The sequence below is a fragment of the Microbulbifer sp. MI-G genome (genome assembly GCF_030440425.1).
Taxonomy (GTDB): Bacteria; Pseudomonadota; Gammaproteobacteria; order Pseudomonadales; family Cellvibrionaceae; genus Microbulbifer; species Microbulbifer spongiae.
Genome location: NZ_CP098023.1, coordinates 3,453,439 through 3,478,681 on the forward strand (window position 1 = coordinate 3,453,439; position 25,243 = coordinate 3,478,681).

Here is a 25,243-nt window from a genome sequence, read left to right on the forward strand (position 1 = left end):
CGATTAATATCATTTTTTTTAAAAAAAACTTACATACTCGTACAATATACTTAAATTTATACACAATAAATAGCGTGCACAAGGAGGGTAAGGCCGGTGGGGAACAACTTGGCCTCTGCTGGACCCAGATGTGCCTGGCGGCTGTATCCACCGGTGTGCAGCACCTCTCTACACTGCCACAGGCGGAAAACAACTTTTTGGGAAGCAGATCACACTGTATTGAATGGCTCGTTATGGCGATCTACACAACAAAGCGCAAGTGACAACACAGGCTGATATCCACGACAATTCCGCCACTGACCGAACTTGAATCCGATCGAGGACACAGCACTTTCTTCAAGAAAGATCTGTCGCGCAATTTTCGCGATTACGTTTTCCGGCTTCGGACTAATAACCTGTTGCTGATGAGATAGCCTATACGCCTTGCACGGTCCGGGAGCCTCATTCTGGCGATTCCCGGGAGCGTTTTTACTGGCCCGCAGGCTGCCTTTCTGGGCAGGAACTGTCATGTGACTGGTTTGGGTGTTATGAGGGCTTTAGGGCTGTGGCCACTGAAATATCAGGCAACTGGTGGCTGCCTGATTGTATTAATCAGAAAGAGGATTATGAAAACCATACAGGTAATATCTAAAAATAACTTTAATTAATTTATATATGTGTATGATATAGCCTTTTATAAGATAAACTATTCACACACTTTATCACCGATTCTTGGCCACCACCATATGGTGCAGACATACAAGCCTGCATTCAAGCGGACTGACAGCATGGTAGATCTGACACAAACGATTCCCGCTATGGCCATTGATGCAGCCGATCAGTGGCCCGAGCGAGTTGCTATTGATGATCACGGCATCACTTTGACATTTGAAGAGCTGAAAAACAGGTCAAAAGAAGCTGCCAGGGGCTTTATTTCGAGCGGACTCAAGGCTGGTGATCGATTTGCCATATGGGCACCTAATATTCATGAATGGATTTGGATAGCTATTGGCGGCATGATGGCCGGCGGCGTTCTGGTACCATTGAACACACGCTACAAGGGGATCGAGGCTGGAGATATATTGAATCGATCCCATAGCCAACTCTTATTTACAGTCAGTGATTTTCTCGACACAAATTATTTACGGTTACTCAATGCATATAAGCCAGAGTGTGTACACGAAATTATTGTGTTGCGTGGACAACCCGCTGGCGAGAATGCGGTTACAAACTCACTGGCAGAATTTCTAGCTCGTGGTCATGGCGTCACAGACCAGCTTGTTAATCAATGTATCGGTGCCCTGCGTGGCAACTCACTGTCTGACATCCTGTATACATCGGGTACCACCGGTGTGCCCAAAGGGGTTATGAGTAACCATGGTCAAGTAGTCGCTACTTTCAAACTTTGGGCAGCGGCAGTTGGACTGAACAAGCAGGACCGTTATTTGATTGTTAACCCTTTCTTTCATGTCTTTGGCTGTAAAGCAGGCTGGCTGGCCTGTTTACTCACCGGCGCAACGGCCTTTCCAGAACCGTTTTTTGATGCGGATACTATTCTGAAGACCATCGCCGAAAAGCAGATAAGTATGCTGCCAGGCGCGCCCACTGTATTTCAGTCACTGCTAAGCTCACCGCAGTTAATCCACACCAATCTAAGCAGTCTTCGCTGCGCAGTGACCGGTGCAGCCTCAGTGCCAGAACAGCTGGTGCGCGACATGAAACAGATACTCGGTTTCAAAGAGGTCTATACCGGTTATGGTTTAACTGAATGCGGCGTTGTCAGTATATGTCGCCAGGATGATGATCTTGAAACCATCGCCAATACCGCTGGTTGTGCTATTGATGGTATTGAAATCAAGATTCTGGATAAAAACAACAAGCAGCTCTCATCCGGTGAAATTGGCAATATTTTTGTTAAAGGCTTTAACGTGATGCAGGGTTACCTTGACGACCCCCTGGCAAGCGAACAGGCAATCGACCAGAACGGCTGGCTGAATACCGGTGATATCGGCTGGCAAGATACCAATGGCTATATCAAGATTACCGACAGAGCCAAGGATATGTATATCTGTGGCGGGTTTAATTGTTATCCGGCTGAAATCGAAAATTTATTATTGAGGAACCCATTTATTACAGAGGTCGCAGTAACAAGCATTAAGGATGACCGCCTAGGAAGCGTGGGTGTTGCACATATCGTGCTAAAGGAAGAGGGGAAACCGTCTCCCGATGAACTCCGCAACTGGTTTCGGGAACACATGGCCAATTACAAAGTACCGCGAGTAGTACACTTCGTTACGTCGCTGCCGAGAAATGCCTCGGGAAAAGTACAAAAATTCCTACTCGAGCAATAGGAAACGTTAAGTGTAGTTAACCTGAAAGTAATCGCATCAGTAGAGTCCCGCCGTACACGGATGTAGCCCCCGCAGGGCTCTTACCATCTGAAACCCCACTACACGGTATTGGGGAATTATAAGCCGAAATGCATAGGTCAGGATAATTATACACTGGTGCATCGGCAGTACAATTTACGATTCCCTACGGATTTTGTTGTTTTAACGGTCTATGATGGACACATTGACAAAGGCAGCCCCAGCCCTTCGTTCAACACAAAACCTGGCTGGATATCAATGAAACCCATGTTTTCTGCATTCAGGTACCTATGTTATGAAAACACAAGAATTCCCAAGTGGTGCTGCATTGATTTATGGCGGAAGCGGCGGTCTCGGTAGCAGCTGCGCCAAACACATTGCCATATACGGTAGCGATATTGCCATTACCTATAAAAGCAGTATTGAAAAAGCACGTCAATTTTCTGAGCAAATCAAATCTATGGGTCGCCAGTGCTCGATTCATCGGGCCGATGTTTCCGATGCAGCCAGTATTAAAAGCGCCTTTGATTCCGCTGTTAAAACACACAACCGAGTTCATACTGTGGTTGTGGCCGCAGGATCGGACATTGCCCAGCCGTTTTTTAGCGACATCACTGATCAGCAGTGGGATGAAGTGATCAACAACGATCTCAACGGTTTTTATCGGATAGCCAAAACAGCCATTCCTCATATGCGCGCCCAGGGTGGCGGCAGCTTTGTACACATCTCTTCCGCGGGTTTGATCCGAACCCCGCCCAAAGATGCGTTATCGGTTGCCCCGAAAGCCGGTATTGAAGCCATCATGCAACACATTGCCAAAGAAGAGGGTGTCCACAATATTCGTGCAAATTCGGTTGCAATCGGTGTGATTGAAGCTGGCATCTATCTGCGCCTTGAAAAAGAGGGCATCTTTGACGAACAGTGGAAGCAAGCTGTTAAAGCATCACTTTGCCTGAAACGCTTCGGCAAAGCCAGGGATGTAGGCGAAGCTGCCGCTTACTTTGCCTCGAACCGCGCAAATTACGTCACAGGGCAGATGATCTGCGTTGACGGCGGCTACAGTGTCTGAACAGTCCACTGACCTAAGCCTTTCCCTGTCCGAGCTTATTCCTGCAATTCCACCGCTAGCGCACTTGGTTTAGCGAGACCTTTTAGGTGGTGTTTGCCATTCACCCTAGCATGGAATTCTTTTGCTTTTTCAATGGGATTATAGAACTGTTGATACCATATTCTCCCCAACCGGAAATTGCGCTCTACCGGTAGCGCCATAATTTGTAATGCCGGCTTTTTATTCGCCCATATTTGCAAGTCCTGCGCAAAAGCGGCAAGCGCACCTTCTTGTGCCATTTTTGCATTTGCGATGTCTTGCTCTCCGGGATTGACACCCGGTGCCAGAGAAAGATTATTGTGCCAAACTTTAACCATGCCCTTATCAACCGGGGTATGGAAAATAAACTCATAACCGTTGTTGTCACCGAAACGCTGCCTAGACAACAACAGACCCGGACCGGTATACCAGGTTAAAGTTGTTAGGTAAGCGCGGTACATCCGGTGGTATCCTCCCTGACGCTGGTAATATTTGTGACCTATATATTCGTTCTCAAAATACTCACAGGGGGCACCATGAGTTGGGCCCAGATGATGCGCATCGGCCATATTATCGATAATCTCTTGCGGATGAATGGCTATATCACCCAGATGGTCGTAGCATCCATTGATCCATTGCGAGTCATGCCACGCTTTCAAATCCGGGGCCTGGTAATCCGGCTCACCCCCAGCAGGATCGTGCCACATCATAATTGCACCCAGTGTTTCAACAACAGGGTAGCTTTTAATTCTAGCCTTGGGACACGGGCCGTCAAAGTAGGGAATATCATCAACCTGGCCCTCCGGATTATAGCGCCAGCCGTGATATGGACAACGAATTGAGTCTCCCTCCAGCTGCTCATGATTGGTCACGATGGAGGCGCTGTTGCTTTTGGCCAGGTGTGTTCCCATATGCAGACAATAGGCATCCAGCAGCACTAACCGGCCGCTTTCGCCTCGATACAGCGCAAAGTCCTTTCCAAAAAACCGCACACCCTTGGGGCCATCATCCAGCTCACTTGCCTCAGCGATCATAAACCAACCACGCGGAAAGATGTATTCACCCAGATCAAATTCTTCTACGAGCGCCATATTTTTCTCCGATTGACTATTTACGAAACTGGTGATTACTTAGGTTCACTGCCATAGATCCGGAATTCCGGGATCTGTCTTCTGGATAAAACGCTTGAGAAAATCCCGCGTATCCGCCACTTCTTCAGGAGAAAATCCATCCAGCAATTCCTCTTCAATCGCTTTCGACTTTGCCAGCAGGCTGACATAGAGTTTACGCCCTTTTACGGATAGGGAAAGTTTGATTTCGTCCAGAGTTCCCTTCATCGTCTCCACAATCAATCCGCGCTCCAACATATCCCGCAGCATCCCATGACTAGGGCTATAACCGGTATGCTCCATGCGATCATGCAAGTCCTGAAAAGAAAGACTACCGCCCATACCAAACAATGTCAGAGCAAGATATTCTTCTTTATTTAAATTACTTTTACACAAGTCTTTTTGCAGCTTATGGGCAGCCTGAAAATGTGAACGCGATAGCAAGTATAAAAAAAACTGATCCGAGAAGGTACCTGCCGCAATATTAACGGCTTCTCCGGGTTTCTCGTTGCTATTTTTGGTTTTAGCAAGGGCGTATTTACCACCATGGAACACTAGTGGCAATTCTTCAACCCGGTCACACTCCAACACCTCGCCCACAAAAATAATATGATCACCACCTTCGTATTGATAGCTTGTTTTACACTGGAAGCGTGCAGCGTACTTAGACAAAATAGGCAAGTTGCCTATCCCTCTCCTCCAGTCGATACCAGCAAACTTATCTGCCCCCCTGGAGGCAAACTGATTCGAGGTATCCTGCTGGCTGGCAGCAAGTATATGCACACAAAAATACCCGGCGTTTTGAAAAGAAGACAGCGACATTGCATTTTTCGCCAATGACCAAAGCACCAGTGGCGGATCAAGTGACACCGAGTTAAAGCTCGACGCCGTGACACCAACCGGATTATTTCCCTGATCAATAGAGGTAATTACCGTAACACCCGTAGCAAAACTGCCTAAAGCCCGACGAAATTCTAATGGATCTATTGTACTCATGGCTAATATTTCACAAATATTTGAGTAGTAGTTTATGCAAGCACTAAGTATACTTGTAATTAATGGTGAATCTTGTTTTTACAATCCGCAGCAGCGCCAACACAGCCATATTCTTAATCCGGCAATTATATAGTGATGGTTGAGTACGACCATGCAAAAGAAAATGCACAAAAATCACCATCACTACATGGCCGCTGGGTGGGTATGAAAAGATATCAGTTTTCCGGAAAAACTGTGCTGATCACAGGAGGTTCACGGGGCCTCGGCAAGGGTATTGCCGAACAATTTCTCAACGCTGGCGCCAATGTAATCATCTGTGCCCGTAAAAAACCTGCCATGCTGCCATCCACCAGTGGTAGATCCGCTCTATTTCACTCCACCGATGTACGGGATCCTGAGTCAACACAAAGACTGATTGATTTCACCCTGAGTATGACCGAGCGGTTGGACATACTGATCAATAACGCCGGGGGCAGCCCCGAGATTGACGCAAAAAACGCTCCACCCCGATTTACGTCCGCAGTTATCACCCTCAACCTCATTGCGCCTGCAGTGCTAAGTCAGCAGGCATATATGGCAATGGCTGATACCGCAGAGCGTGGTTCTATTATCAATATTGCCAGTATATCCGCCGCTAGACCCTCCCCTGGTACTGCCGCCTATGGTGCCGCCAAAGCGGGCCTGGTAAACCTGACACAATCACTGGCTCAGGAATGGGCACCGGCTGTTCGCGTAAACGCGGTCATTGCAGGAATGGCAAAAACCGAAGCGGCCTTTGGGCACTATGGTGGCGCAGAGGGGATTACTAAAATTGAGGAGCATCTGCCAATGAAACGTATGGCCAGCGCAGATGATATTGGCAAAGCCTGCTTATATCTGGCATCGGATGACGCAGCTTATATTTCCGGCGCTTCGCTTGCAGTACATGGCGGCGGCGAGCCACCCGCGTTTTTATCTCTCCAAGGTGACCCTTAGCAGCACATGGAGAATTATTCCAACCCGAATGAATGTACAGAAAAGTATGGGCAATTGAATCGTTACCGGGGGCCGCTGGCCACGAAGCAACAGATGCTTGAGAAGGTGTATTCCGCCGTTGTTGTGAACACCAAACATGGCGGCAACCACGCAGAGTGATCTACCGAGCAAACCGACAGCCCGCCGCAGCCACAATCCCTGAACAGGGGACATCAAGCCGAGTTGGCCCTATTGCAGCACTCCGCTATGCGATCGTAAAAATCCCCAGCCAGCACCATCCGTTGAAAATCAGCCAGCTGTGGGGATATCCGCAAAGTCGGGCCGCGGAAGCCCTGCCCACAAAGGTTTCACGGCGCAGTGAAAACCGCAGACAACGGAACGGCAAGGGCGCTCCCAGGGCAGCAGAGGCCTATGAGTGCAGGCCCAGTTTTATGCCCTGAACTCCGCTTCTACCTGCGGCTCGGTATCCGCATTGTAATCAATACCCTCCACCCCAAACCCGAACAGCTTGAGGAAGTCCTCCTGGTAGCCCTTGAAGTCGGTCAAGTCGAAAAGGTTTTCGGCGGTCACTGCTGGCCAGAGTTTCTCGATCTTGGCCTGGGTCTCCCGGCGCAGTTCCCTATCGTCCATGCGCAGACGGTTATGCCCGTCCAGACGCGGTGTATCGGTATAGAGCCCTTCGGTAAAGAGGCGATACAGCTGCTCGATACAGCCCTCATGGGTCCCCTCCTCCTTCATCACTTTATAGATCAGGGAGATATACAAGGGCATGACCGGGATAGCAGAACTGGACTGGGTCACCAGGGCTTTGAGCACTGCCACATTGGCGGCGGCGCGGCCACTCGTGCTGATCGCCCTTGCCGCACGGTCCAGGTCCTCCTTGGCTTTGCCGATAGTGGCATGGCCGTAAATCGGCCAGGTGAGCTTGTCACCGATATAGGTGTAGGCCACCGTTTTGCAGTTCTCCGCCAGTACACCGGCATCACCGAGGGCCTGCATCCACAGCTCCCAGTCCTCGCCACCCATCACTTTCACTGTAGAGGTGATCTCCTCCTCAGAGGCAGGCTCGACGGTGATATCGGAGATTTCCAGCTTGTCAGTATTGAGGTTTTTGGCGGTGTAGGATTTGCCAATGGGCTTTAGTACCGAACTGTACAGTGTACCGGTTTTGGGGTCGGTACGGCGCGGCGAAGCCAGGCTGTAAACAACCAGGTCCACCTGCCCCAGATCCTCTTTAATCGTCTCGATGGCCTGGGCCTTCACACTGTCGGAGAAGGCATCACCATTAATGCTCCTGGCATAGAGTCCCGCCCTGTGCGCCTCGGCCTCGAAAGCAGCGGCATTGTAATAACCGGCGGAGGCAGTGCGTTTGTCTGTTGGTGGTTTCTCGAAGAAAACCCCCAGGGTTTTGGCGCCGCACGCAAAGGCGGCGGTAATTCGCGAGGCCAGCCCGTAGCCGGTGGAGGCACCGACAACCAATACCCGCTTGGGGCCCTTCTCAATGGCCGGCTGCGACTGGATATACGCAATCTGTTCGCGCACGTTGGCTGCACAGCCCTGAGGATGGGCATTGGTACAAATAAACCCGCGTACTTTCGGCTGGATGATCATCCTTACTGTCTCTCCCTTCGCAGTTGGGGAATCGTGGTTTTGTAACCGCAGATACGCCAATGGCGTACCGGGGCAACGATGACCGAAATACAAGCGTACCGACGCCTGGGCCATCTCGACGCGCCATTCTAATGGTTGTGGCTCGGGAGTCCCATAGCGGCGATTCACCGCACGACCCCGGCTTGTCCAAAATATCCGGGCCACCGGCCAAAGCAGCCATCTGCCCTACCGCCCAACCCCGCACCAGGAGGCAGTCACAGTGTGTTCAGGGGCAACCCATTGCACACAATGGTGTATGCTGGCGCGTATTTAGTTTTCTGCAGTGGGGTTTCCACCGGTATGCTCACGCTCCGCCAACACGGGTTCCACCTGTCTTTACTGGCTGTTTTTGCCCTCACCTGGGGCTGGTCCGCCTGGCGGCCCCTGCATCCGGACGACTGGCTGCTGGAAAATTACCTGGTGTTCGCTGCGCTGCCGGTGATTTTGGTCAGCACACGTGCTTTTCCGCTCTCCAGGGTGTCCTATACGCTGATTACCCTGTTTATGTGCCTGCATGTGATCGGCTCCCACTATACCTACGCGGAAGTGCCCTTCGGCTTTGCCCTGCAGGAATGGATCGGAGCCGAACGCAATATGTACGATCGACTGGTACATTTCAGTTTTGGACTGTTACTGGCCTATCCGATACGGGAGATACTGGTGCGTCTGGCGGGCCTGCGCGGATTTTGGGCTTACTTCTTTCCAGTAGACGTGACCTTCGCCCTGTCTTCCATCTATGAAATCATCGAATGGCTGGCAGCCAGCACAGTCTCACCGGAACTGGGCATAGCTTACCTCGGCTCCCAGGGAGATATCTGGGATGCACAAAAAGATATGCTGCTGGCCGGACTGGGCTCCATGGTTGCGATGCTGGTGGTTCTGGCCCTGAACCTGGGGTGCAATGCCAGTGCCAGGAAACAGTGCAGCAACCGGTATATACCGGCGGACAACCAGGCCCCGGGCGAGGCAACACCGCGGCGATGAGCGCGCTGGTGCCTAAGTATCATTTGCCCATCGCATGTTTCAGTGGCAGGCGGGTTGTCTGCTTCATGGTTTCCATCACAAAACTGGAACTGACATCAAACAGGTCGGCCTTGATCAGTTCCTTGTACAGACGGTCATAGCCGGGCATATCGGTGACTACCGCCTTTAGCAGGTAGTCCAGATCCCCACTCATGCGGTGGACCTCCAGAATCTCCGCAATCCCCTGCACCAATTCACCAAACCGCGTCGCCCATTGATCATTGTGCTGGTTGGTACGGATAGAGATGTATACCGTCAGCGGCAGGTTTAACTTTTGCTGGTTCAGAAGCGTCACCCGCTCCGCAATGACGCCGTCCGCCTCCATCCGGTGAATACGTCGCCAGCAGGCGGACTTGGACAACCCTACCCGCTCGGCGACCTCCCCCACAGAAAGGGTCGCATCCCGCTGCAGCCACTCCAGAATCTGTCGGTCCTGTTTACTTAATCCCATCACCCACCCCCTCACCGCCCACAACAGCCAAAACCTATACGTCTCATAATAGATAACAATTATATCTCATCGTTTCTGATAACAGACTTCTTTGGCACAACGTTTCGATTATCACCAAAAAGCAGGCACTTACAGACATATTGTTTCACCCCGAAAGCCCTAGAATAAGGTCGTTCAAACGGGGGCAATAGACTATGACGACGCTGATTAATCACATCCGCAATTCGGTGATCGGTGATATGCAACCGATCGATACCCCTTTTGGCCCGAAGCCACTGATCTATGCGGACTACACCGCTTCCGGGCGATCCCTGACTTTTATTGAGGACGCGATTCGCCAGTGGGTATTGCCCTACTACGCCAATACTCACAGCGAGACCTCATATACAGGTGCACAGACCACCGCCCTGCGCGAAGAGGCGCGCGAGGAGATCCGGCGCACGATCAATGCCGGCTCCGAGCACAAGATCATTTTCTGTGGTTCCGGCGCCACCGCCGCAATCAACAAACTGATCGATATCCTCAATCTGCGCTTGCCTGCGGACCTGAACCGGCGGCACGGCCTGCAGGACAGTATCCCCGCGAAGCGACGGCCGGTGATCTTTATCGGCCCCTATGAGCACCACTCCAACGAATTGCCCTGGCGGGAGAGCATCGCCAAGCTGGTTTCCATTCCCCTGAACAATACCGGCACCCTGGATCTGGATGCCCTGGAGAGGCAGTTGCAGGCTCACGCCGGCCACTCTCTCAAGATCGGCAGCTTTTCTGCTGCCTCCAATGTGACAGGCATTGTGACCGATGTGGAAGCCGTGACCCGCCTGCTCCATCAATACGGTGCCCTGTCCTTTTGGGACTATGCTGCGGCCGCGCCTTATCTGGCCATCGATATGTGCGGGCGGCAGGATGCCCAGGGCAACAGCGGCAAGGACGCAGTATTTATTTCTCCCCACAAATTTGTCGGCGGGCCCGGCACCCCGGGGATACTCGTGGTGCATAAGCGGCTGCTGCAAAACGCCGTACCGGCGACACCGGGAGGGGGCACGGTACTCTACGTCACCCCTGAGGATCACCGCTACCTGACCGATCCCGAGCGCCGGGAGGAGGGAGGCACACCGGCCATCATTGAATCCATTCGCGCCGGCATGGTCTTCAAGCTGCAGCGCGCAGTGGGCATTGATGAGATTACCCGGCGTGAAAAAGCACTGGTAGATCGGGCCTTGGCGCATTGGTCCAGGGAGGAAAATATCGAGATTCTCGGCAATCCAGACGTACCGCGCCTCTCCATTGTCTCCCTGCGCATCAAATGGCGCGGTGGCGATTTGCACTACGGCTTTGTGGTGGCGCTACTCAACGATCTTTTCGGTATCCAGGCCCGCGGTGGATGTTCCTGCGCCGGTCCTTACGGCCACACATTGCTGGGTATCGATATGGCCTATAGTCGCGCGCTGGAAGAGCAGATACTCAAGGGGCAAAAGCTGATGCGCCCCGGTTGGGTACGCCTGAATTTCAACTACTTTATCAGTGAGGAGGTGTTTACCTACCTGCTGGAAGCCGTATCACTGGTGGCGCAGCACGGCTGGAAACTGCTGCCTTACTACTGCTACGATGAAGCCCAGGGCGTTTGGCGCTACCAGGGCAAAAAACCCCTTTCCACCTCCTGTCTGGCACAGCAGGACTTCAGCGACTTGGCAACAGTGCCAATAGAGACGAAACCGCCGCTGTGCGCCCTGGAAAAGTATCTGGCCCTTGCCGAGCGGGAACTGTGTCGCAAGCATCGCAAAGGGGAACACTACGATTTGTCACTTCCTGAAGACGCGGAAAAACTGCGCTGGTTTGTGAGCCCCGCGGAAGCCGCGCTAGTACTGTAAGGGGGAACCCCTATCGCAGCAGCAGCAGCGGCTGGCGGGTGTTCAGCAGCATTTTGGCGGTAATACTGCCCATCAGCAGGTCGCGCAGGCGGTTGTGGCTAAAGGCCCCCATGACCGTCAAATCGATCTGATATTCCATCTGGTAGGCGATCAGGGCCTCGACCGTATTGCCCTGCAGGTGGCTGGCACTCACAGCCAGGCCCCTCTCGTCCAGATGCGCACTGGCCTCCGCCAACAGCACTTCCGCCGTTTCCGCAGGCCCCACATTCACCAGGTGCAAAGACAGACTGTGGAAAAGCGCACTCCCGGCGACCAAAGACAGCGCTTTGCGCGCCGCTTCGCTACCATCGTAAGCGAGCATCACCCGATGTGGAGGTTGGAATTCCCGGTTCACCACCAGGATCGGTTTGTGTAGGGAGCGCACCACCGTTTCCAACTGCGCCCCCAGACCCTGCTCGGAATCGCCATGCTCCTCGCCGCGAATACCCAGCACCAGAACGCGGATGCCATCCTCCAGGTCCACCACAGACTCCACAAGACTGTCGTGGCGCTGGCAGGTCATGACCTGCTCGATCCCGGCTTCCTCGACGCGCTTGCGTGCGGCCTGCAACATTAATTTGCCCTGTTTCACCAGCAGCTGCGCGCGCTCCTGCTCCAGCGCGGTCAGCTCTTCCAACAGCTCCTCCTGGCTGCCAAGGCCGATACTGCCAGTAAAGTCCGTCACCGCAGGGACATTGCTGCGCTCGATGTTGTGCAACAGCTTCAACGGTGCCTGCAGATTCCGCGCCAGCCAGGCCGAATAATCACACACCGCACCGGTGTAATGGGAGCCGTCGATACAGGAGAGCACCAACGGCGGGGTGCCACCATTACAGGTTGTCTTATTGTTCTTCTCACTGCTGCTAACGGCCATCAATGTCCTCCAAGAACCCGTTCAATTTCCTCGGGTTTATCGTGTACGCCGAACCGGTCGACAATGGTTTCACTGGCTTCATTCAAACCCACCAGCGTCACTTGTGCGCCCTCGCGACGGAACTTCAGTACCACCTTGTCCAGCGCATACACGGCGGAAACATCCCAGAAATGCGCCCGGCTCAGATCGATCACCACCGTATCCACCACTTCTTTGAAATCAAAGGATGCACTGAATTTGTCTGCGGAATTGAAAAACACCTGCCCTATGACCTTATAGGTGCGACAGCTTTTCACCGCATCGAGCCTGCTGCTGACATACATAAAATGGCTGACCTTGTTGGCGAAGAACAAAGATGCCAGCAGCACGCCGACAAATACACCATAGGCCAGGTTGTGGGTCCACACTACCACAATCACTGTCGCCAGCATCACCAGGTTGGTGGACAGGGGGTGGCGCTTCAGGTTGCGGACGGAGTCCCAGTTAAACGTACCGACAGACACCATGATCATTACCGCAACCAGCGCCGCCATGGGAATCACCGCCACCCAGTCGCTGAGAAAGACCACCAGTGCCAACAGGCCGATCCCCGCCACCAGAGTAGAGAGGCGGCCGCGGCCGCCGGACTTCACGTTGATCACCGATTGCCCGATCATCGCACAGCCGGCCATCCCACCCAGACTGCCCGCAGCAATATTGGCGATGCCCTGTCCCTTGCACTCACGGTTTTTATCGCTCGGGGTGTCGGTGAGTTCATCGACAATGGTCGCTGTCATCAAAGATTCCAGCAGTCCCACCACCGCCAAACCGGCGGAATAGGGGAAAATAATCTGCAGGGTCTCGAAGTTCAGCGGCACCGCCGGCCAAAGGAACACTGGCAGGGTATCCGGCAGCGCGCCCATATCGCCCACGGTACGGATATCCAGGTCCATGATCACGGCAACAGCGGTCAGTAAGAGGATACATACCAGCGGTGAAGGCACAGCCTTGCCGATCACAGGTATATACGGAAACAGATAGATAATACCCAGGCCCGCAGCCGTCATGGCGTAGACCTCCCATGAGCCCCCGGTCAGCTCGGGCATTTGCGCCAGGAAGATCAAAATGGCCAGGGCGTTCACAAACCCCGTAACCACCGCACGGGATACAAAGCTCATCAGACTGCCCAGCTTCAGATAACCGGCAATGACCTGTAATACCCCGGTGAGCAAAGTCGCTGCCAGCAGGTACTGCAGGCCGTGCTCCTTCACCAGAGTGACCATCAACAGGGCCATGGCCCCGGTGGCCGCAGAGATCATCCCCGCACGCCCGCCCACAAAGGCGCTCACCACAGCGATACAGAAGGAAGCGTAGAGACCGACCCGTGGGTCCACCCCGGCAATAATGGAGAAGGCGATGGCCTCGGGAATCAGTGCCAGTGCCACCACCAGGCCCGCAAGTACATCGCGACGGATATTGCCGAACCAATCGGCCCGGGAGGAAGAAAACAGCGAGGGGGGGAACATAAAATGCCGTACAGCTAAATGGAGCAGAAAAAGGCCGCGCACTTTACCACAAACCACCTGCCCCCGCATGACCCCCAAGTGGCCACCCGGGACTGTCGGCACCATTGAGGGCACCTGTCTCGGTTTGAAAAATCCTGTCCGCTCCCCGGACAGGGCGGACAGCGGACACCTTCGGCGGACACCCCGGCAGCTACAGAAAATCGCTGTTGACTTATCAACTCATTAAAAATCAATCAGTTATAGAAAATTTACAAGCTGGCATAGCGATTGCGTACTCCCATGCAAAGCCGCTTTTACGGATTTGCATCCGAAGCAGGAATGCACTGCATCGAAATCCATAAAGCAGACACAACCCCGTAGAGCAATAACAAGCCGCAATGATCAGAGACACTTCCAGGCAAGATACAAAAATCGAAACCGCACCGTTTTGGAAAAACCCGAAAACCTATCGAGCTTCCACCCTGCTCGGTCTCACCGCAGCGTTTCTGGCCTGGGGTATTGGCGCCTGGCACAGCTCTGGCTCGGTGGATAACACCCTGTCCCTGTCACAGATCAATATTGCCCAGGTAGAGCGCGGCGACCTGATTCGCGACCTGGTCGTCCAGGGCAAAGTGGTCGCCGCCAACAGCCCCACCCTGTACAGCCCGGCCCAGGGCATTGTGAAGTTCGCGGTAAAAGCAGGGGACACCGTGGAGGCAGGCCAACTCCTCGCCTCGATTCACAGTCCGGAACTCTCCAACCAACTGGCCCAGGAGGAAGCGCAGTTCAACCAGCTCACTGTGGAGTTACAGCGGCAAAAGATCCAGGCCAAACGCCAGCGGATGGAAAACCGGCAAAAGGCAGATCTCGCCAGGGTCAACCTCACCGCTGCCAAGCGGGAATTAAAACGCGCTGAGCTTTCCATGGAAAAGCAGATTATTTCCCTGCTCGATTTTGAAAAAAGCAAGGATGATATGGCCCGTGCTCAGTTGGAATATGAGCAGGCCGTACAAAATGCCGAATTGGAAAAAGAATCCCTGAATTTTGATACCCAGACACTCCACTTGCAGGTCTCTCAGCAGAAGTTACAGGTAGAAGAATTGCAACGCCGCGTGCGTGAATTGAGCATCCTCTCACCCGTGAGCGGCACCATCGGCAGCCTGGCCGTGCCACAACGCAGTGCGGTTGCGGCCAATACTCCCTTGATCACAGTGGTGGATCTCACCAGTTTCGAACTGGAAGCCGCAGTCCCTGAAAACTATGCCGATGACCTTGGCCTGAATATGGCAGTCGCCATCAATCTCAGCGGCAAGGAATTACCCGGCGAGATTACCGCCATCTCACCCGAAGTCATCAATAACCAGGTCATCGCAAGGGTGCGTTTTACCCAAGGACAACCCGGGAACCTGCGTCAGAACCTGCGCCTCACCGCCCGTATCCTGCTGGAAAACCGCAACGGCGTATTGCTGGTAAAACGGGGAGGATTTCTCGACCAAAGTGGTGGCCGCCATGTCTTCCGCCTGAATAATCAGCAACAGGCGGAGCGGGTATCCATCCAGGTCGGTGCCCTGGGATTGAAACAAGTGGAGATTGTGTCCGGACTGCAGGAAGGGGATCAAATCATTATCTCCGCCGCCGAGGAACTGGAAAACGCACGACTGGTTGCCTTGAAGGACTAACGCCGCGAAAAAATTTCACCGGTGGGCGGCCGCGCAAAAAGACCCAAAAAAATTCAGTAATCAACAAGGAACATCGTCATGCTCAAAATGCATAACATCCGCAAAAGTTTCCGCACCGATACCATTGAAACCCACGCATTGCGAGACTTCAGCCTGCAAGTCAAAGAAGGGGAGTTTGTGTCCGTAACCGGTCCCAGTGGCTCCGGCAAGACCACCTTCCTGAATATCGCCGGACTGCTGGAAACCCCCACGGGTGGCCAATACCTGCTGGATGGCGAGGATGTGAGCAACCTCAATGATCGCCAGCGCTCGCGCCTGCGCAATGAAAAAATCGGCTTTATTTTCCAGGGTTTCAACCTGATTCCCGATCTGAATTTGTTCGACAATATCGATGTGCCGCTGCGCTACCGCGGATTTACTGCCAAAGAGCGCCGCAAGCGTATTGAAAAAGTACTGGAGCAGGTGGGCCTGTCTGCCCGCGCCAGACACCTGCCGGCGCAGCTCTCCGGCGGACAGCAGCAGCGTATCGCCATCGCCCGCGCCCTGGCCGGCGAGCCGCGCTTTCTACTCGCGGATGAGCCCACCGGCAACCTCGACTCCCTGATGGCGCGCCAGGTGATGGAACTGCTGGAATTTATCAACGAATGGGGCACCACCATCGTCATGGTCACCCACGACCCGGATCTGGCCCGTCGCGCCCACCGAAATATCCAGATTGTGGATGGACAGGTCTGCGATCTGCGCCCGATCACCCTGCAATCCGATGCCGTCAGTGCTTAGGGAGCCCACAGAATGATTGTCTATTATCTTTCCCTGGCGCTGCGCAGCCTGCGCAGCACGCCGATTTTGAGCTGCCTGATGGTTGCCGCCATCGCCATCGGCGTAGGCGCCTCGATGACCGTGCTCACCCTCAACTATATGATGTCGCGAAATGCTCTGAAGCATAAAAACGATGTCCTTTACGCGGTGCAGCTGGACAGCTGGGACCCCAACGAAGCTTTTGACAGTGCCAATGAAATACCCTGGCAGCTGACCTACCGGGATGCCCAGGCACTGCTGCGCTCGGATATTCCCACCCGTCAGGTCGCCATGCACCGTTTCGGTTTTACTGTTGAATTGGAGGACTCGCAACTGCGCCCCTTTGTGGCCCAGGCACGGGTGAGCACACGGGATTTCTTCACCCTCTTCGATACCCCCTTTCTGTATGGCGGCACCTGGGACAGCGCGGCGGACCAGTCGCCTGCGCAGTTGGTGGTGCTGTCGAAAGCCACCAATGACAAACTCTTTGCCGGGGAAAACAGTGTGGGTAGAAGCATTACCCTGAATGGCGAACCCTTTACCGTGGTGGGGGTGATCGACCACTGGAACCCCGCTCCCAAGGTCTACGACCTCAACAACAGTCCCTTTGCGAATACGGAAGCCCTGTTTGTGCCTTTCGGTTTGCACCGACGGTTTGAAATAGACACCTGGGGCAATGACAACGGGTGGGCCAGTGGTCCCAGATCAGAGGGCTATGAGGGCTTTCTGCAAAGCGAATCCGTGTGGATTCAATACTGGGTGGAACTGCGTAATCGAGAGCAAAAACAGCAATACGAGACATTCCTCACCGCCTATATCCAGGGTGAAAAAGCGCAGGGGCGCTTTCAGCGGCCACTGAAATTCGCCTTGAGCAGGCCCTCCGAATGGCTGCGGCTCAACAAAGTTCTCAGAGACGACAACCGCGTGTTGGGGTGGGTCTCCCTGGCCTTTCTGTTGGTGTGCGTCATCAATGGGGTGGCCCTGCTGCTGGCCAAGTTCCTGCGCAAGGCCCCCGAAGCGGGTGTGCGCCGTGCCCTGGGGGCGAGCCGCAGCGCCCTGTTTATCCAGCACCTGATCGAGAGTGCCGCAATCGGAGTCATAGGCGGTATTGCCGGTATCCTTGTCGCTTTGGTCGGTATCCGCGCCAGTCGTCATCTGGCGATGGGATGGATCGACACCGTGGCTTCCATGGACTGGCTGATGATGCTCGCCGCTATTGGACTGGCATTATTCGCCAGCCTGCTCGCTGGTTTCTACCCGGCCTGGCGCATCAGCCACACCAATCCCGCCATTTACCTGAAAACCCAGTGAGGCCTGTCCATGTTCGAATTCAAACCGATATTGTCGACCCTCTGGCACCACAAGGTCTCCGCGCTGTTGATTGCCCTGCAGCTGGCGCTTACCCTGGTCATCGTGAGCAATACCCTGCTGATCGTCACGGATCGCATGGAAAAAATGGCCCGCCCAACCGGCATGGATGTGGAGAATATTCTTACGGTGAATTTCCTCGCGATCCCGCAGGATTATGATATGGCCGGTGCGGTGCGCGCCGACCTGGACATGCTGCGCGCCCTGCCCGGTGTGGTGGATGCCACCCCCAGCCACAAGATTCCGCTTTCCGGTTCCGGCTCCGCGAATGCGTATCACACCCAGCCGAACCAGAAAACCGGGGGAGCAATTGCCAATTATTACAGGACCGACCTCCATTTTATCAAGTCGCTGGGCCTGACCCTGGTGGCCGGGCGCAATTTTACCCAAACAGACATGCAGGTTTTTGCCCCCAATGAGCAACGGCAGGCTCCCGTTATTATTGTTACGCGGCAACTGGCGGAAACGCTGTTTCCCGGCGAAGATGCCCTGGGCAAGCCCCTGTACAACGGTAACAGTCCCATGGAGATTATCGGTATCGTGGAGCGCCACCTGGGCGCCTGGCCAGACTGGTCATCTGCCGGCAACGTGGTATTTTTCCCAGCCCTGCGAACCACTCAATCCATGAACTATCTGGTACGCACAGAGAGCGGTGAGCGCGACAGGGTCTTCAAGCTACTGGCCGACAAGCTCGCGGAGCGGGACCCGGAAAGGGTAATCAAGGTGAATACTTTGTCGAATCGTATGGCCCGTAGCTACGCCGGGGACAATATGATGGTCAAGGTCCTGTCCACGGTTGGCGCCATGCTCGGCTTTATCGTGGCGCTGGGCATAGTGGGGCTCACCAGTTTCTGGATAAACCAGCGCACCAAACAGATTGGGGTGCGGCGGGCCCTGGGGGCCACACGCACCAATATCAGCCGCTATTTCCTATTGGAAAACAGCCTGATTGCCGCTACCGGTATCGCTCTGGGCGCCGCCGCCGCCCTGATCGCCAACCAGTATCTGGTGCGGGATTATTCACAGCCGGTGCTGACACTGTTACCGCTGGCCGTCTGTGCACTGGTGATTTTATTGATCAGCCTGGGCGCAGCCCTGGCACCGGCCCTGCGCGCCGCCAATATTTCCCCGGCAACCGCCACCAGAAGCGTGTAGTCCCGATACACTATGGCAGCGGCAGCCAAACAGGCTGTCGGAATATTGAAACAAGCAGTTGCCGACCACCCCAACCATCCCCTCTAAGAGGTTTGCCATGTTCGAACCCCTGTCCGCTCGTTGCATCATGGGCAGACTGCAGCCACAAGCTGACACCTATGGATAAAATACTGATTATTGACGACAACAACGGTATCCTCTCCGCGCTGAGGATACTGCTGTCCCTGCACAACCTGCAGCCCCTCTGTGCCATCACACCCCAGGCCGGCCTGCAGTTATTGCGCGAGAATCGGGATATCCGTCTGGTCATCCAGGATATGAACTTCACTGCCGATACCACTTCCGGCGAAGAGGGCCGCGCGCTGTTTTTCGCCATCCGGGAAATCAATCCGGATCTGCCGATTATCCTGCTCACTGCCTGGACACAGCTGGAGATGGCGGTGGCACTGGTGCGCTCGGGAGCGGCAGATTACCTGGGCAAACCCTGGGACGACAACAAGCTGATTGCCACCATCAACAACCTGTTGGAACTCGGCGAGTTGCAAAGGCGCCAGCAAGTGTCCCGGCAGCAGGCCCTGGATGCAAGAAACACGCTGGCGAAAACATTTGATCTCCAAGGCGTTATCTATCGCAGTGAAAAGATGCAGAAACTGCTGGAGATGACCACTCAGGTGGCCGGTTCCGAGGTACCGGTACTGATTTCCGGACCCAATGGCGCCGGTAAGGAAAAGATCGCAGATATCCTACAAGCCAACTCCCGTGTGCAAGATGGCCCCTATATCAAGGTCAATGTGGGCGCCCTGCCGGAAGAGCTGATGGAGGCGGAACTGTTCGGCGCCGAGCCCGGCGCCTACACCGGAGCCGGCAACCGGGCACGCGAGGGACGGTTTGAGGCCGCCGATGGCGGCACTCTGTTTCTCGACGAGATCGGCGAGCTCTCTGCCAGCGGACAGGTAAAGCTGTTGCGTGTACTGCAAACCGGGGAATTCCAGCGCCTCGGCAGCAGCCAGACCCGCAGGGTTAAGGTGCGGGTTATCAGTGCCACCAACAGCGATCTGCCCAAAGCCATTGTCGGGGGCAGCTTCCGCCAGGACCTGTTTTACCGCCTGAATGTCATCGAGCTACGCTTGCCACCACTGTGTGAACGCCCCGAGGATATCGCCCCACTGGCAATGGGATTTTTAGCGGAAAACGACAACACCAGCAAACTGTCCCCGCAGGCGCTCACGGCAATGACCCGCTATAGGTGGCCGGGCAATGTGCGGGAGCTGCAGAATGTGATGCAGCGCGCCTCGGTTCTGTGCCCCGGGGACACCATCGACGAAACGGTGTTGGCACTACCTGCACAGCCGACCATCGACCGGGTTGAAATCAGTTTTGAGCCCAGCCGCGAGCTGCTGCAACAGACCCTGGCCCGCTGTAACGGCGTTATCGCCCAGGCCGCCCGGGAACTGGGCATGAGTCGCCAGGCACTTTACCGCCGCCTGGAAAAACACGGTATCCCCTACTGATGTCGAAGTTGTTTTCCCTGGAAGGGCGCCTCGTCGCCACCGCACTCCTGGGGCTTGTGGTGGGCACTGCCATTCCCTGGCTGTTGTTGGCACTCGGCTTTGATCCGCGCTTTTCCTGGGCCCTCGGCCTGCTGCTGGGTGTCCTTGTGCTTATCAGCCTTATACGCCTGGTCCTGCGCCCGTTGACCACCACTCTCAAAGCCTTGCGAGGCGGGCTGCTCAATTTTCGCGATGGCGACTTCTCCATTTCCCTGGTGCCGCCAAAAGACCGCGAGTTGGGTGAGATCACAAGCCTGTACAACGACATCGGTGAGCACCTTAGGCGCGAGCGCGCCCATATCTACCAGCGTGAACTGCTCCTTGATACCGTAATCCAGAGTTCCCCGCAGGCCCTGTTACTTGTGGACCAGAGCGATCATATTATTTATTCCAACAGCAGTGCGAGAACACTTTTGAACCGGGGCAGACCCATTCAGGGCCTGCTGTTACAGAAACTGCTCCCTAACAGCCCCAAAGAAATTGCCAGGGCCATTGAGCACTGGGAGAACGGCCTGTTTAATTACACCGATGACAATGGTATCCATTCCCTGCATATCGGTAACAGCACTTTTGTGCTCAACGCCCACAGGCACCGGCTGATTGTGTTGCGGGAAATGACCCGGGAATTAACCCGCGCGGAAGTGGCCGTGTGGAAAAAAGTGATCCGGCTTATCAGCCATGAACTGAATAATTCTCTGGCGCCAATATCATCTCTGGCACATTCCGGCAAATTGCTGACCACACAACCGGATAAGGCCGCTGCGCTGGAAAAGGTCTTCGATATTATCGCCGAGCGCTGCGAACACCTCACCGAGTTTACCCAGGGCTATGCCACCTTCGCCAAACTGCCAGCACCCAGTTGTGAAGCTGTAGACTGGCCACAGTTAATAGGGCGTATAGCCCCCCTGCAACAATTTACGCTATCGGGCACACTGCCGGAGCGCCCAGGCTATTTTGATCCCATACAAATTGAACAAGCGCTGCTGAACCTTATCAAGAATGCCCGCGAAGCCGGAAGCGATAGCAAGGATATTGAACTGCACATTGCCACAGACGGGCTCGGTCAACGGCTGGTGATCGCAGACCGAGGCTGCGGTATGAACGAAAAGATACTGCACCAAGCGCTACTTCCCTTTTTTTCCACCAAAGCGCATGGGGTTGGTCTGGGCTTGGCCCTGTGCCGGGAAATTGTCGATGCCCATGGCGGTCATATTCAACTTCTCAATCGCTCTGGCGGCGGTGTACAGATCACCCTGTGGTTGCCCTGGGCAAAGCAAGAAAGCTGAAAGATCTTTCCCCTAGCGATGCCCTTCACGTGGGTTGATACAGCTGTACGGAGTCATCAGCGCCAGGCTGTGACCGAGAATCAATGACCAGCAAGGGAACATCGCTTATAGGCTACTGTCCCGAACCTCTGCCTTGGCTTCCTGGCAATCGGCAGAGGAGAAAGAAGCGGGGAAGACATGAGGTCACAGTGGTTGTATAACAATCTCCCCCCCTTTTTAAGCATTGTATGACCAGTGTTCAGCTGGGTTTTCGGGAGAATAGCCAGGGCGCTGCCCCTTGCCCCGTGCACGTCTTTCCGGTACCGCTGCGACAGTGTTGCCTGCAGCGATCCAGCTTTGCGCAGCCACGGCGGCATCGGGATGGAACAGAACAACGCTGACCCGCCATCTCGGCTGCGCTTACCTCCCCGCTGTGACAGCACAGACAGGTAAGCGCTGGCGGTGCTGCTTATGGCTGCACAGGTTTTCGAGGTGCCCGCTCTGACTCTGAGGGCCCCGTTTATTTATCGGGTCGCGGCTTGAATGGTCTGATAATGGCTGGGGGCTTTTCGATTGGCCCCTCCTCCAGCGCACAGGCTGCGTCCAGTGGGTAGGTTTCGTCCAACCATTGCAGGAATCGTACAGCCCGCATCACCTGGTTACCCCTACCGGGCGCAATATGCAGGTCTACGGCGTTCTCTTTGATGGCGACCAGTGTGAAGGTAAAATAATCCCCCAGTTCCACTGGCTGAAACAATCGACAGGGTAATATAGGCATTTTTATAGGCTCCTTGAGTTGCCTGTGGCGGAAAGGTGCCGAAAAAGCACAGCGCTTTGTGCGGTTTCTCCCACCGCAGGCATAATCCTTGAGTGAAAAAAGCAAAGTGCAATGTGCAGGGTGCGCAGCCAGAAAGGCGGTGCGCGGCTGAAGTAAAAGACCACACCAATCATCACGCAACGCCACAGCACACTCCGCCGCTGGGGGCAGGAGTGACTCGAAAAGCTCGCCTTCAGGGAGACCTTTATTGAAGACGAACGAGTGTATGGCGTATCATTCAAGACAGCCTCGCTAGATACCTTGTTTATCTATTGGGGTTAGCCATTCCTCGGTGTTGGTAGCACCGGGGGGTGGCGTTTTTCTATCATTTACGCGGTCATGATGCGGTCCTTCTTTGTTGGTTTATTTGTGTATGGATTACCTGCGAGCGCTCCCGATATGGGGCGTCTCGCGGGATAAAAAATGATCGTTGCGGTATTGGTTATCTATTTATTATTCTTTTCTTGTGCCATTGAGGTCTTGCGCCATTGAGGCGGCTGGGCGCTAGGGCAGCAGGCCTACGGTATGTGTTTTTTACAAAGAATTCAATCGAGCTGAAGCTTTAGGCGACACTAAGTGCCGTTCTCCCGGCAGGTAACCATTAACCGGAGCTCCAGGCTGCTTATGTCCACAGCGCCAGAGCGTACTTCCAAGCCTGGTGATGGGCACTTGCGCAAGTGCACCTGTTACGCTCTCTACCCTAGCTGGAGCCCATCTTCTCAATAGCTGATCTACCATTAATGGCAGCATCAAAACTATAAAAAAAGCTCAGTCCAACATTAAAGTCATGCATAAAACAGCGCTACAGTGCCAGGTGTTGTTGCGACCATTGTGACTCGCCATTTGGACTCAACAGCTGGCAAGCTATTGAAGAGCCTTATGCTACTCAACTGCAAGAAAATCCACCAAAACAACCTGCAGCACCTATAACCTGAACAGCATTTACGAAACCAATAACACTGCCCTTTTTGCGCTACTGACCACTCTCTTCATGGAATAACTGGCTTTTTTCAGCTGCACCGCCCTGCCGATCAAGCATACCAATATCCAAAACGGGTGAGGCGTCAATATGCTGAGCGTCCATCATTTGAGCAACTCGCTGTAGGGAAGAGATGATCATCGTCTGCTCCCAGTCTTGGAGATCACTGAACTGTCGGGCAAAGTGCTCCTGTAGCGGGATGGGGGCTTCTTTTAATATTTCAGCAGCTTGATCCGTAAGGTATGCATGCACCTTACGCTTATCTTCTTTAGAGCGCTCACGGTACACCAAGCCTCGCTTTTCGAGTCGATCCAAGATGCTGGTGACTGTCGCCTGACTTAAGCTCATTTCATTGGCCAGTTCCCCAATAGTCACTTCACCTTTATCGCGAATGGTTTGCAATAGCAAAATTTGCGGAGCCGTTAGACCCGTTGTTTTTGCAAGATGCTTGGAATGTAAGTCGGTAGCCCTGATAACACGGCGCAGCGCCACTAAGACTTCTTCAATACTGTTCAAAATAGTGTCCCTATTTAACGATTCAACAAGCGCATTATATAGCGAACCATTTAGAGCACTAAAGAAATCAACTGCTTTCACTGCAAAGATCACTACAGCTTGAAAAATCGGTCAGAATATATAACCAATCATTCGGGTGACATGTGCCCTTTAGCAGCGAAAATTGCTCTCCTCGGTCGCTCTATGCCACCTGATCCGATTGGAAAGTAATGATATCACCCACCGAATCCATACTAACACCAAACTGCTCCTTCCCCATCTCAAAAATAATAATGCGATCCTCCTTTAAAAAGCCCGTACTCTCAACGCCAATTACTACACGAGATGACAGGGCGGCCACCATACTTCCCCGCACATTCAGAATACCCTCTGTAAAACGAGGCGAACCCGGAACCGGTACTGGATCTGCGTAAAGAATAGTTTCTTTTATCTCATCAGTGGGATACACATAGGTTTCATCTCCCACGTCAAAGCTAATTCATTGGTCACCGTTCAATACGCACCGCTTAAATAGCTGGCACACATAGGGCTGGAGCTTAGATATTATTTAGTGTACTATGCTTTGTACTCTAAGCAATATTCCTAAGAATTTCGACATGAAGCTCCACGATACAAGGCTTTTAGGCCTTTGCAGGCTTTCCCGTCCATAAAATTTGCTTAGCTTACTAATCAAATAACATGTATTTCGGAGACCTTTTGTCTGTGGTAGAGAGTATTTTATTGAGATTGCCAAGGCTTGAGGATGGCATGAGCGTGTTTCGTTTAATTGAGGGCTGCCCACCACTGGATGTGAACTCCAGCTACTGCAACCTGCTGCAATGCAGTCATTTTGCCAACACATCAGTAACGGCAGAGCTGGACGGAGATATTGTGGGCTTTATTTCAGGTTACGCCATACATGAACGCGCCAACACCTTGTTTGTCTGGCAGGTTGCCGTTTCTGAACGGGCCAGAGGAATTGGGCTGGCATCGCGCATGCTTGCTCATATCTTAGCCCGTCCACAGTGCAACGGCTTTCGCTACCTGGAAACCACCATCACCAAAGAAAACCAAGCATCCTGGGCTTTATTCAGAAGCTTCGCCAAGAAGCAGGAAGCCGACTTTGAATCATCTGTGTGGATGGAAAAAGAAACGCATTTTGCCGGACAACACGACTCTGAAACGCTTGTGCGTATCGGCCCCTTTAACCTACACAGCTAACATACGAACAGA

The 25,243-nt window shown here is 53.7% G+C and carries 21 protein-coding genes; 12 read left to right on the plus strand and 9 right to left on the minus strand.

The window, feature by feature from the left end; translation table 11 throughout:
- Positions 1–767: 767 nt before the first annotated feature.
- Together M8T91_RS14395 and M8T91_RS14400 are read left to right on the plus strand one after the other, a co-directional pair.
- Entirely contained in the window at positions 768–2,330 is a 1,563-nt protein-coding gene (locus tag M8T91_RS14395; RefSeq protein WP_301414859.1) for an AMP-binding protein, read from the plus strand.
- Positions 2,331–2,643: 313 nt separating this feature from the next.
- Entirely contained in the window at positions 2,644–3,417 is a 774-nt protein-coding gene (locus M8T91_RS14400) for an SDR family NAD(P)-dependent oxidoreductase (protein WP_301414860.1), read from the plus strand.
- Between the two features lie 35 nt (positions 3,418–3,452).
- On the opposite strand, the gene M8T91_RS14405 is transcribed toward M8T91_RS14400, so the two are convergent.
- Together M8T91_RS14405 and M8T91_RS14410 are read right to left on the minus strand one after the other, a co-directional pair.
- Positions 3,453–4,526 (minus strand): 3-ketosteroid-9-alpha-monooxygenase, oxygenase component, encoded by a 1,074-nt coding sequence (locus tag M8T91_RS14405; protein WP_301414861.1) that lies wholly within the window; start codon positions 4,524–4,526, stop codon positions 3,453–3,455.
- Positions 4,527–4,571: 45 nt separating this feature from the next.
- Positions 4,572–5,540 (minus strand): flavin reductase, encoded by a 969-nt coding sequence (locus M8T91_RS14410; protein ID WP_301414862.1) that lies wholly within the window; start codon positions 5,538–5,540, stop codon positions 4,572–4,574.
- Between the two features lie 204 nt (positions 5,541–5,744).
- On the opposite strand from M8T91_RS14410, the gene M8T91_RS14415 reads away from it, so the two are divergent.
- A complete protein-coding gene (locus M8T91_RS14415; RefSeq protein ID WP_301414863.1) occupies positions 5,745–6,515 on the plus strand; it encodes an SDR family oxidoreductase in 771 nt (256 codons plus the stop codon).
- A gap of 429 nt (positions 6,516–6,944) precedes the next feature.
- On the opposite strand, the gene fabV is transcribed toward M8T91_RS14415, so the two are convergent.
- The gene (fabV, locus tag M8T91_RS14420) at positions 6,945–8,126 is read right to left on the minus strand and encodes an enoyl-ACP reductase FabV (protein ID WP_301419116.1); all 1,182 of its coding nucleotides are present in this window, start codon (positions 8,124–8,126) and stop codon (positions 6,945–6,947) included.
- Positions 8,127–8,465: 339 nt separating this feature from the next.
- Here fabV and M8T91_RS14425 point away from each other — a divergent pair, with 339 nt between their 5' ends.
- Positions 8,466–9,149 carry a DUF2238 domain-containing protein gene (locus M8T91_RS14425; protein ID WP_301414864.1) on the plus strand — a complete coding sequence of 228 codons (684 nt, stop codon included), beginning with the start codon at positions 8,466–8,468 and terminating at the stop codon, positions 9,147–9,149.
- A gap of 19 nt (positions 9,150–9,168) precedes the next feature.
- Here M8T91_RS14425 and M8T91_RS14430 read toward each other — a convergent pair whose 3' ends face one another.
- Entirely contained in the window at positions 9,169–9,639 is a 471-nt protein-coding gene (locus M8T91_RS14430; protein WP_301414865.1) for an Lrp/AsnC family transcriptional regulator, read from the minus strand.
- A gap of 194 nt (positions 9,640–9,833) precedes the next feature.
- Here M8T91_RS14430 and M8T91_RS14435 point away from each other — a divergent pair, with 194 nt between their 5' ends.
- Positions 9,834–11,507, plus strand: a complete 1,674-nt coding sequence (locus M8T91_RS14435; RefSeq protein ID WP_301414866.1) for an aminotransferase class V-fold PLP-dependent enzyme — start codon at positions 9,834–9,836, stop codon at positions 11,505–11,507.
- Positions 11,508–11,517: 10 nt separating this feature from the next.
- On the opposite strand, the gene M8T91_RS14440 is transcribed toward M8T91_RS14435, so the two are convergent.
- On the minus strand, positions 11,518–12,420 hold the full coding sequence (locus M8T91_RS14440) for a universal stress protein (RefSeq protein ID WP_301414867.1): 903 nt from the start codon (positions 12,418–12,420) through the stop codon (positions 11,518–11,520).
- The gene (locus M8T91_RS14445) at positions 12,420–13,925 is read right to left on the minus strand and encodes a SulP family inorganic anion transporter (RefSeq protein ID WP_301419118.1); all 1,506 of its coding nucleotides are present in this window, start codon (positions 13,923–13,925) and stop codon (positions 12,420–12,422) included. The genes M8T91_RS14440 and M8T91_RS14445 overlap by 1 nt, the downstream gene beginning before the upstream one ends.
- 377 nt (positions 13,926–14,302) lie before the next feature.
- Here M8T91_RS14445 and M8T91_RS14450 point away from each other — a divergent pair, with 377 nt between their 5' ends.
- The 6 genes from M8T91_RS14450 to M8T91_RS14475 all read left to right on the plus strand — a co-directional run bounded on the left by M8T91_RS14450 (position 14,303) and on the right by M8T91_RS14475 (position 21,740).
- Complete coding sequence (locus M8T91_RS14450) at positions 14,303–15,583, plus strand: efflux RND transporter periplasmic adaptor subunit (RefSeq protein WP_301414868.1); 1,281 nt, start codon at positions 14,303–14,305, stop codon at positions 15,581–15,583.
- Between the two features lie 78 nt (positions 15,584–15,661).
- Positions 15,662–16,363 (plus strand): ABC transporter ATP-binding protein, encoded by a 702-nt coding sequence (locus tag M8T91_RS14455; protein WP_301414869.1) that lies wholly within the window; start codon positions 15,662–15,664, stop codon positions 16,361–16,363.
- A gap of 12 nt (positions 16,364–16,375) precedes the next feature.
- Positions 16,376–17,692 (plus strand): ABC transporter permease, encoded by a 1,317-nt coding sequence (locus M8T91_RS14460; protein WP_301414870.1) that lies wholly within the window; start codon positions 16,376–16,378, stop codon positions 17,690–17,692.
- A 9-nt stretch (positions 17,693–17,701) separates the two neighbouring features.
- Positions 17,702–18,904 (plus strand): FtsX-like permease family protein, encoded by a 1,203-nt coding sequence (locus tag M8T91_RS14465; protein WP_301414871.1) that lies wholly within the window; start codon positions 17,702–17,704, stop codon positions 18,902–18,904.
- A gap of 158 nt (positions 18,905–19,062) precedes the next feature.
- Positions 19,063–20,415 (plus strand): sigma-54-dependent transcriptional regulator, encoded by a 1,353-nt coding sequence (locus M8T91_RS14470; RefSeq protein ID WP_301414872.1) that lies wholly within the window; start codon positions 19,063–19,065, stop codon positions 20,413–20,415.
- On the plus strand, positions 20,415–21,740 hold the full coding sequence (locus M8T91_RS14475) for a sensor histidine kinase (protein WP_301414873.1): 1,326 nt from the start codon (positions 20,415–20,417) through the stop codon (positions 21,738–21,740). The genes M8T91_RS14470 and M8T91_RS14475 overlap by 1 nt, the downstream gene beginning before the upstream one ends.
- 499 nt (positions 21,741–22,239) lie before the next feature.
- Here M8T91_RS14475 and M8T91_RS14480 read toward each other — a convergent pair whose 3' ends face one another.
- The 3 genes from M8T91_RS14480 to M8T91_RS14490 all read right to left on the minus strand — a co-directional run bounded on the left by M8T91_RS14480 (position 22,240) and on the right by M8T91_RS14490 (position 24,497).
- A complete protein-coding gene (locus M8T91_RS14480; RefSeq protein ID WP_301414874.1) occupies positions 22,240–22,497 on the minus strand; it encodes a hypothetical protein in 258 nt (85 codons plus the stop codon).
- Positions 22,498–23,509: 1,012 nt separating this feature from the next.
- Positions 23,510–24,031 carry a MarR family winged helix-turn-helix transcriptional regulator gene (locus M8T91_RS14485; RefSeq protein WP_301419120.1) on the minus strand — a complete coding sequence of 174 codons (522 nt, stop codon included), beginning with the start codon at positions 24,029–24,031 and terminating at the stop codon, positions 23,510–23,512.
- Between the two features lie 181 nt (positions 24,032–24,212).
- Positions 24,213–24,497 carry a chemotaxis protein CheW gene (locus tag M8T91_RS14490; protein ID WP_301414875.1) on the minus strand — a complete coding sequence of 95 codons (285 nt, stop codon included), beginning with the start codon at positions 24,495–24,497 and terminating at the stop codon, positions 24,213–24,215.
- A gap of 236 nt (positions 24,498–24,733) precedes the next feature.
- Here M8T91_RS14490 and ectA point away from each other — a divergent pair, with 236 nt between their 5' ends.
- A complete protein-coding gene (gene ectA, locus M8T91_RS14495) occupies positions 24,734–25,231 on the plus strand; it encodes a diaminobutyrate acetyltransferase (RefSeq protein WP_301414876.1) in 498 nt (165 codons plus the stop codon).
- Positions 25,232–25,243: the final 12 nt, after the last annotated feature.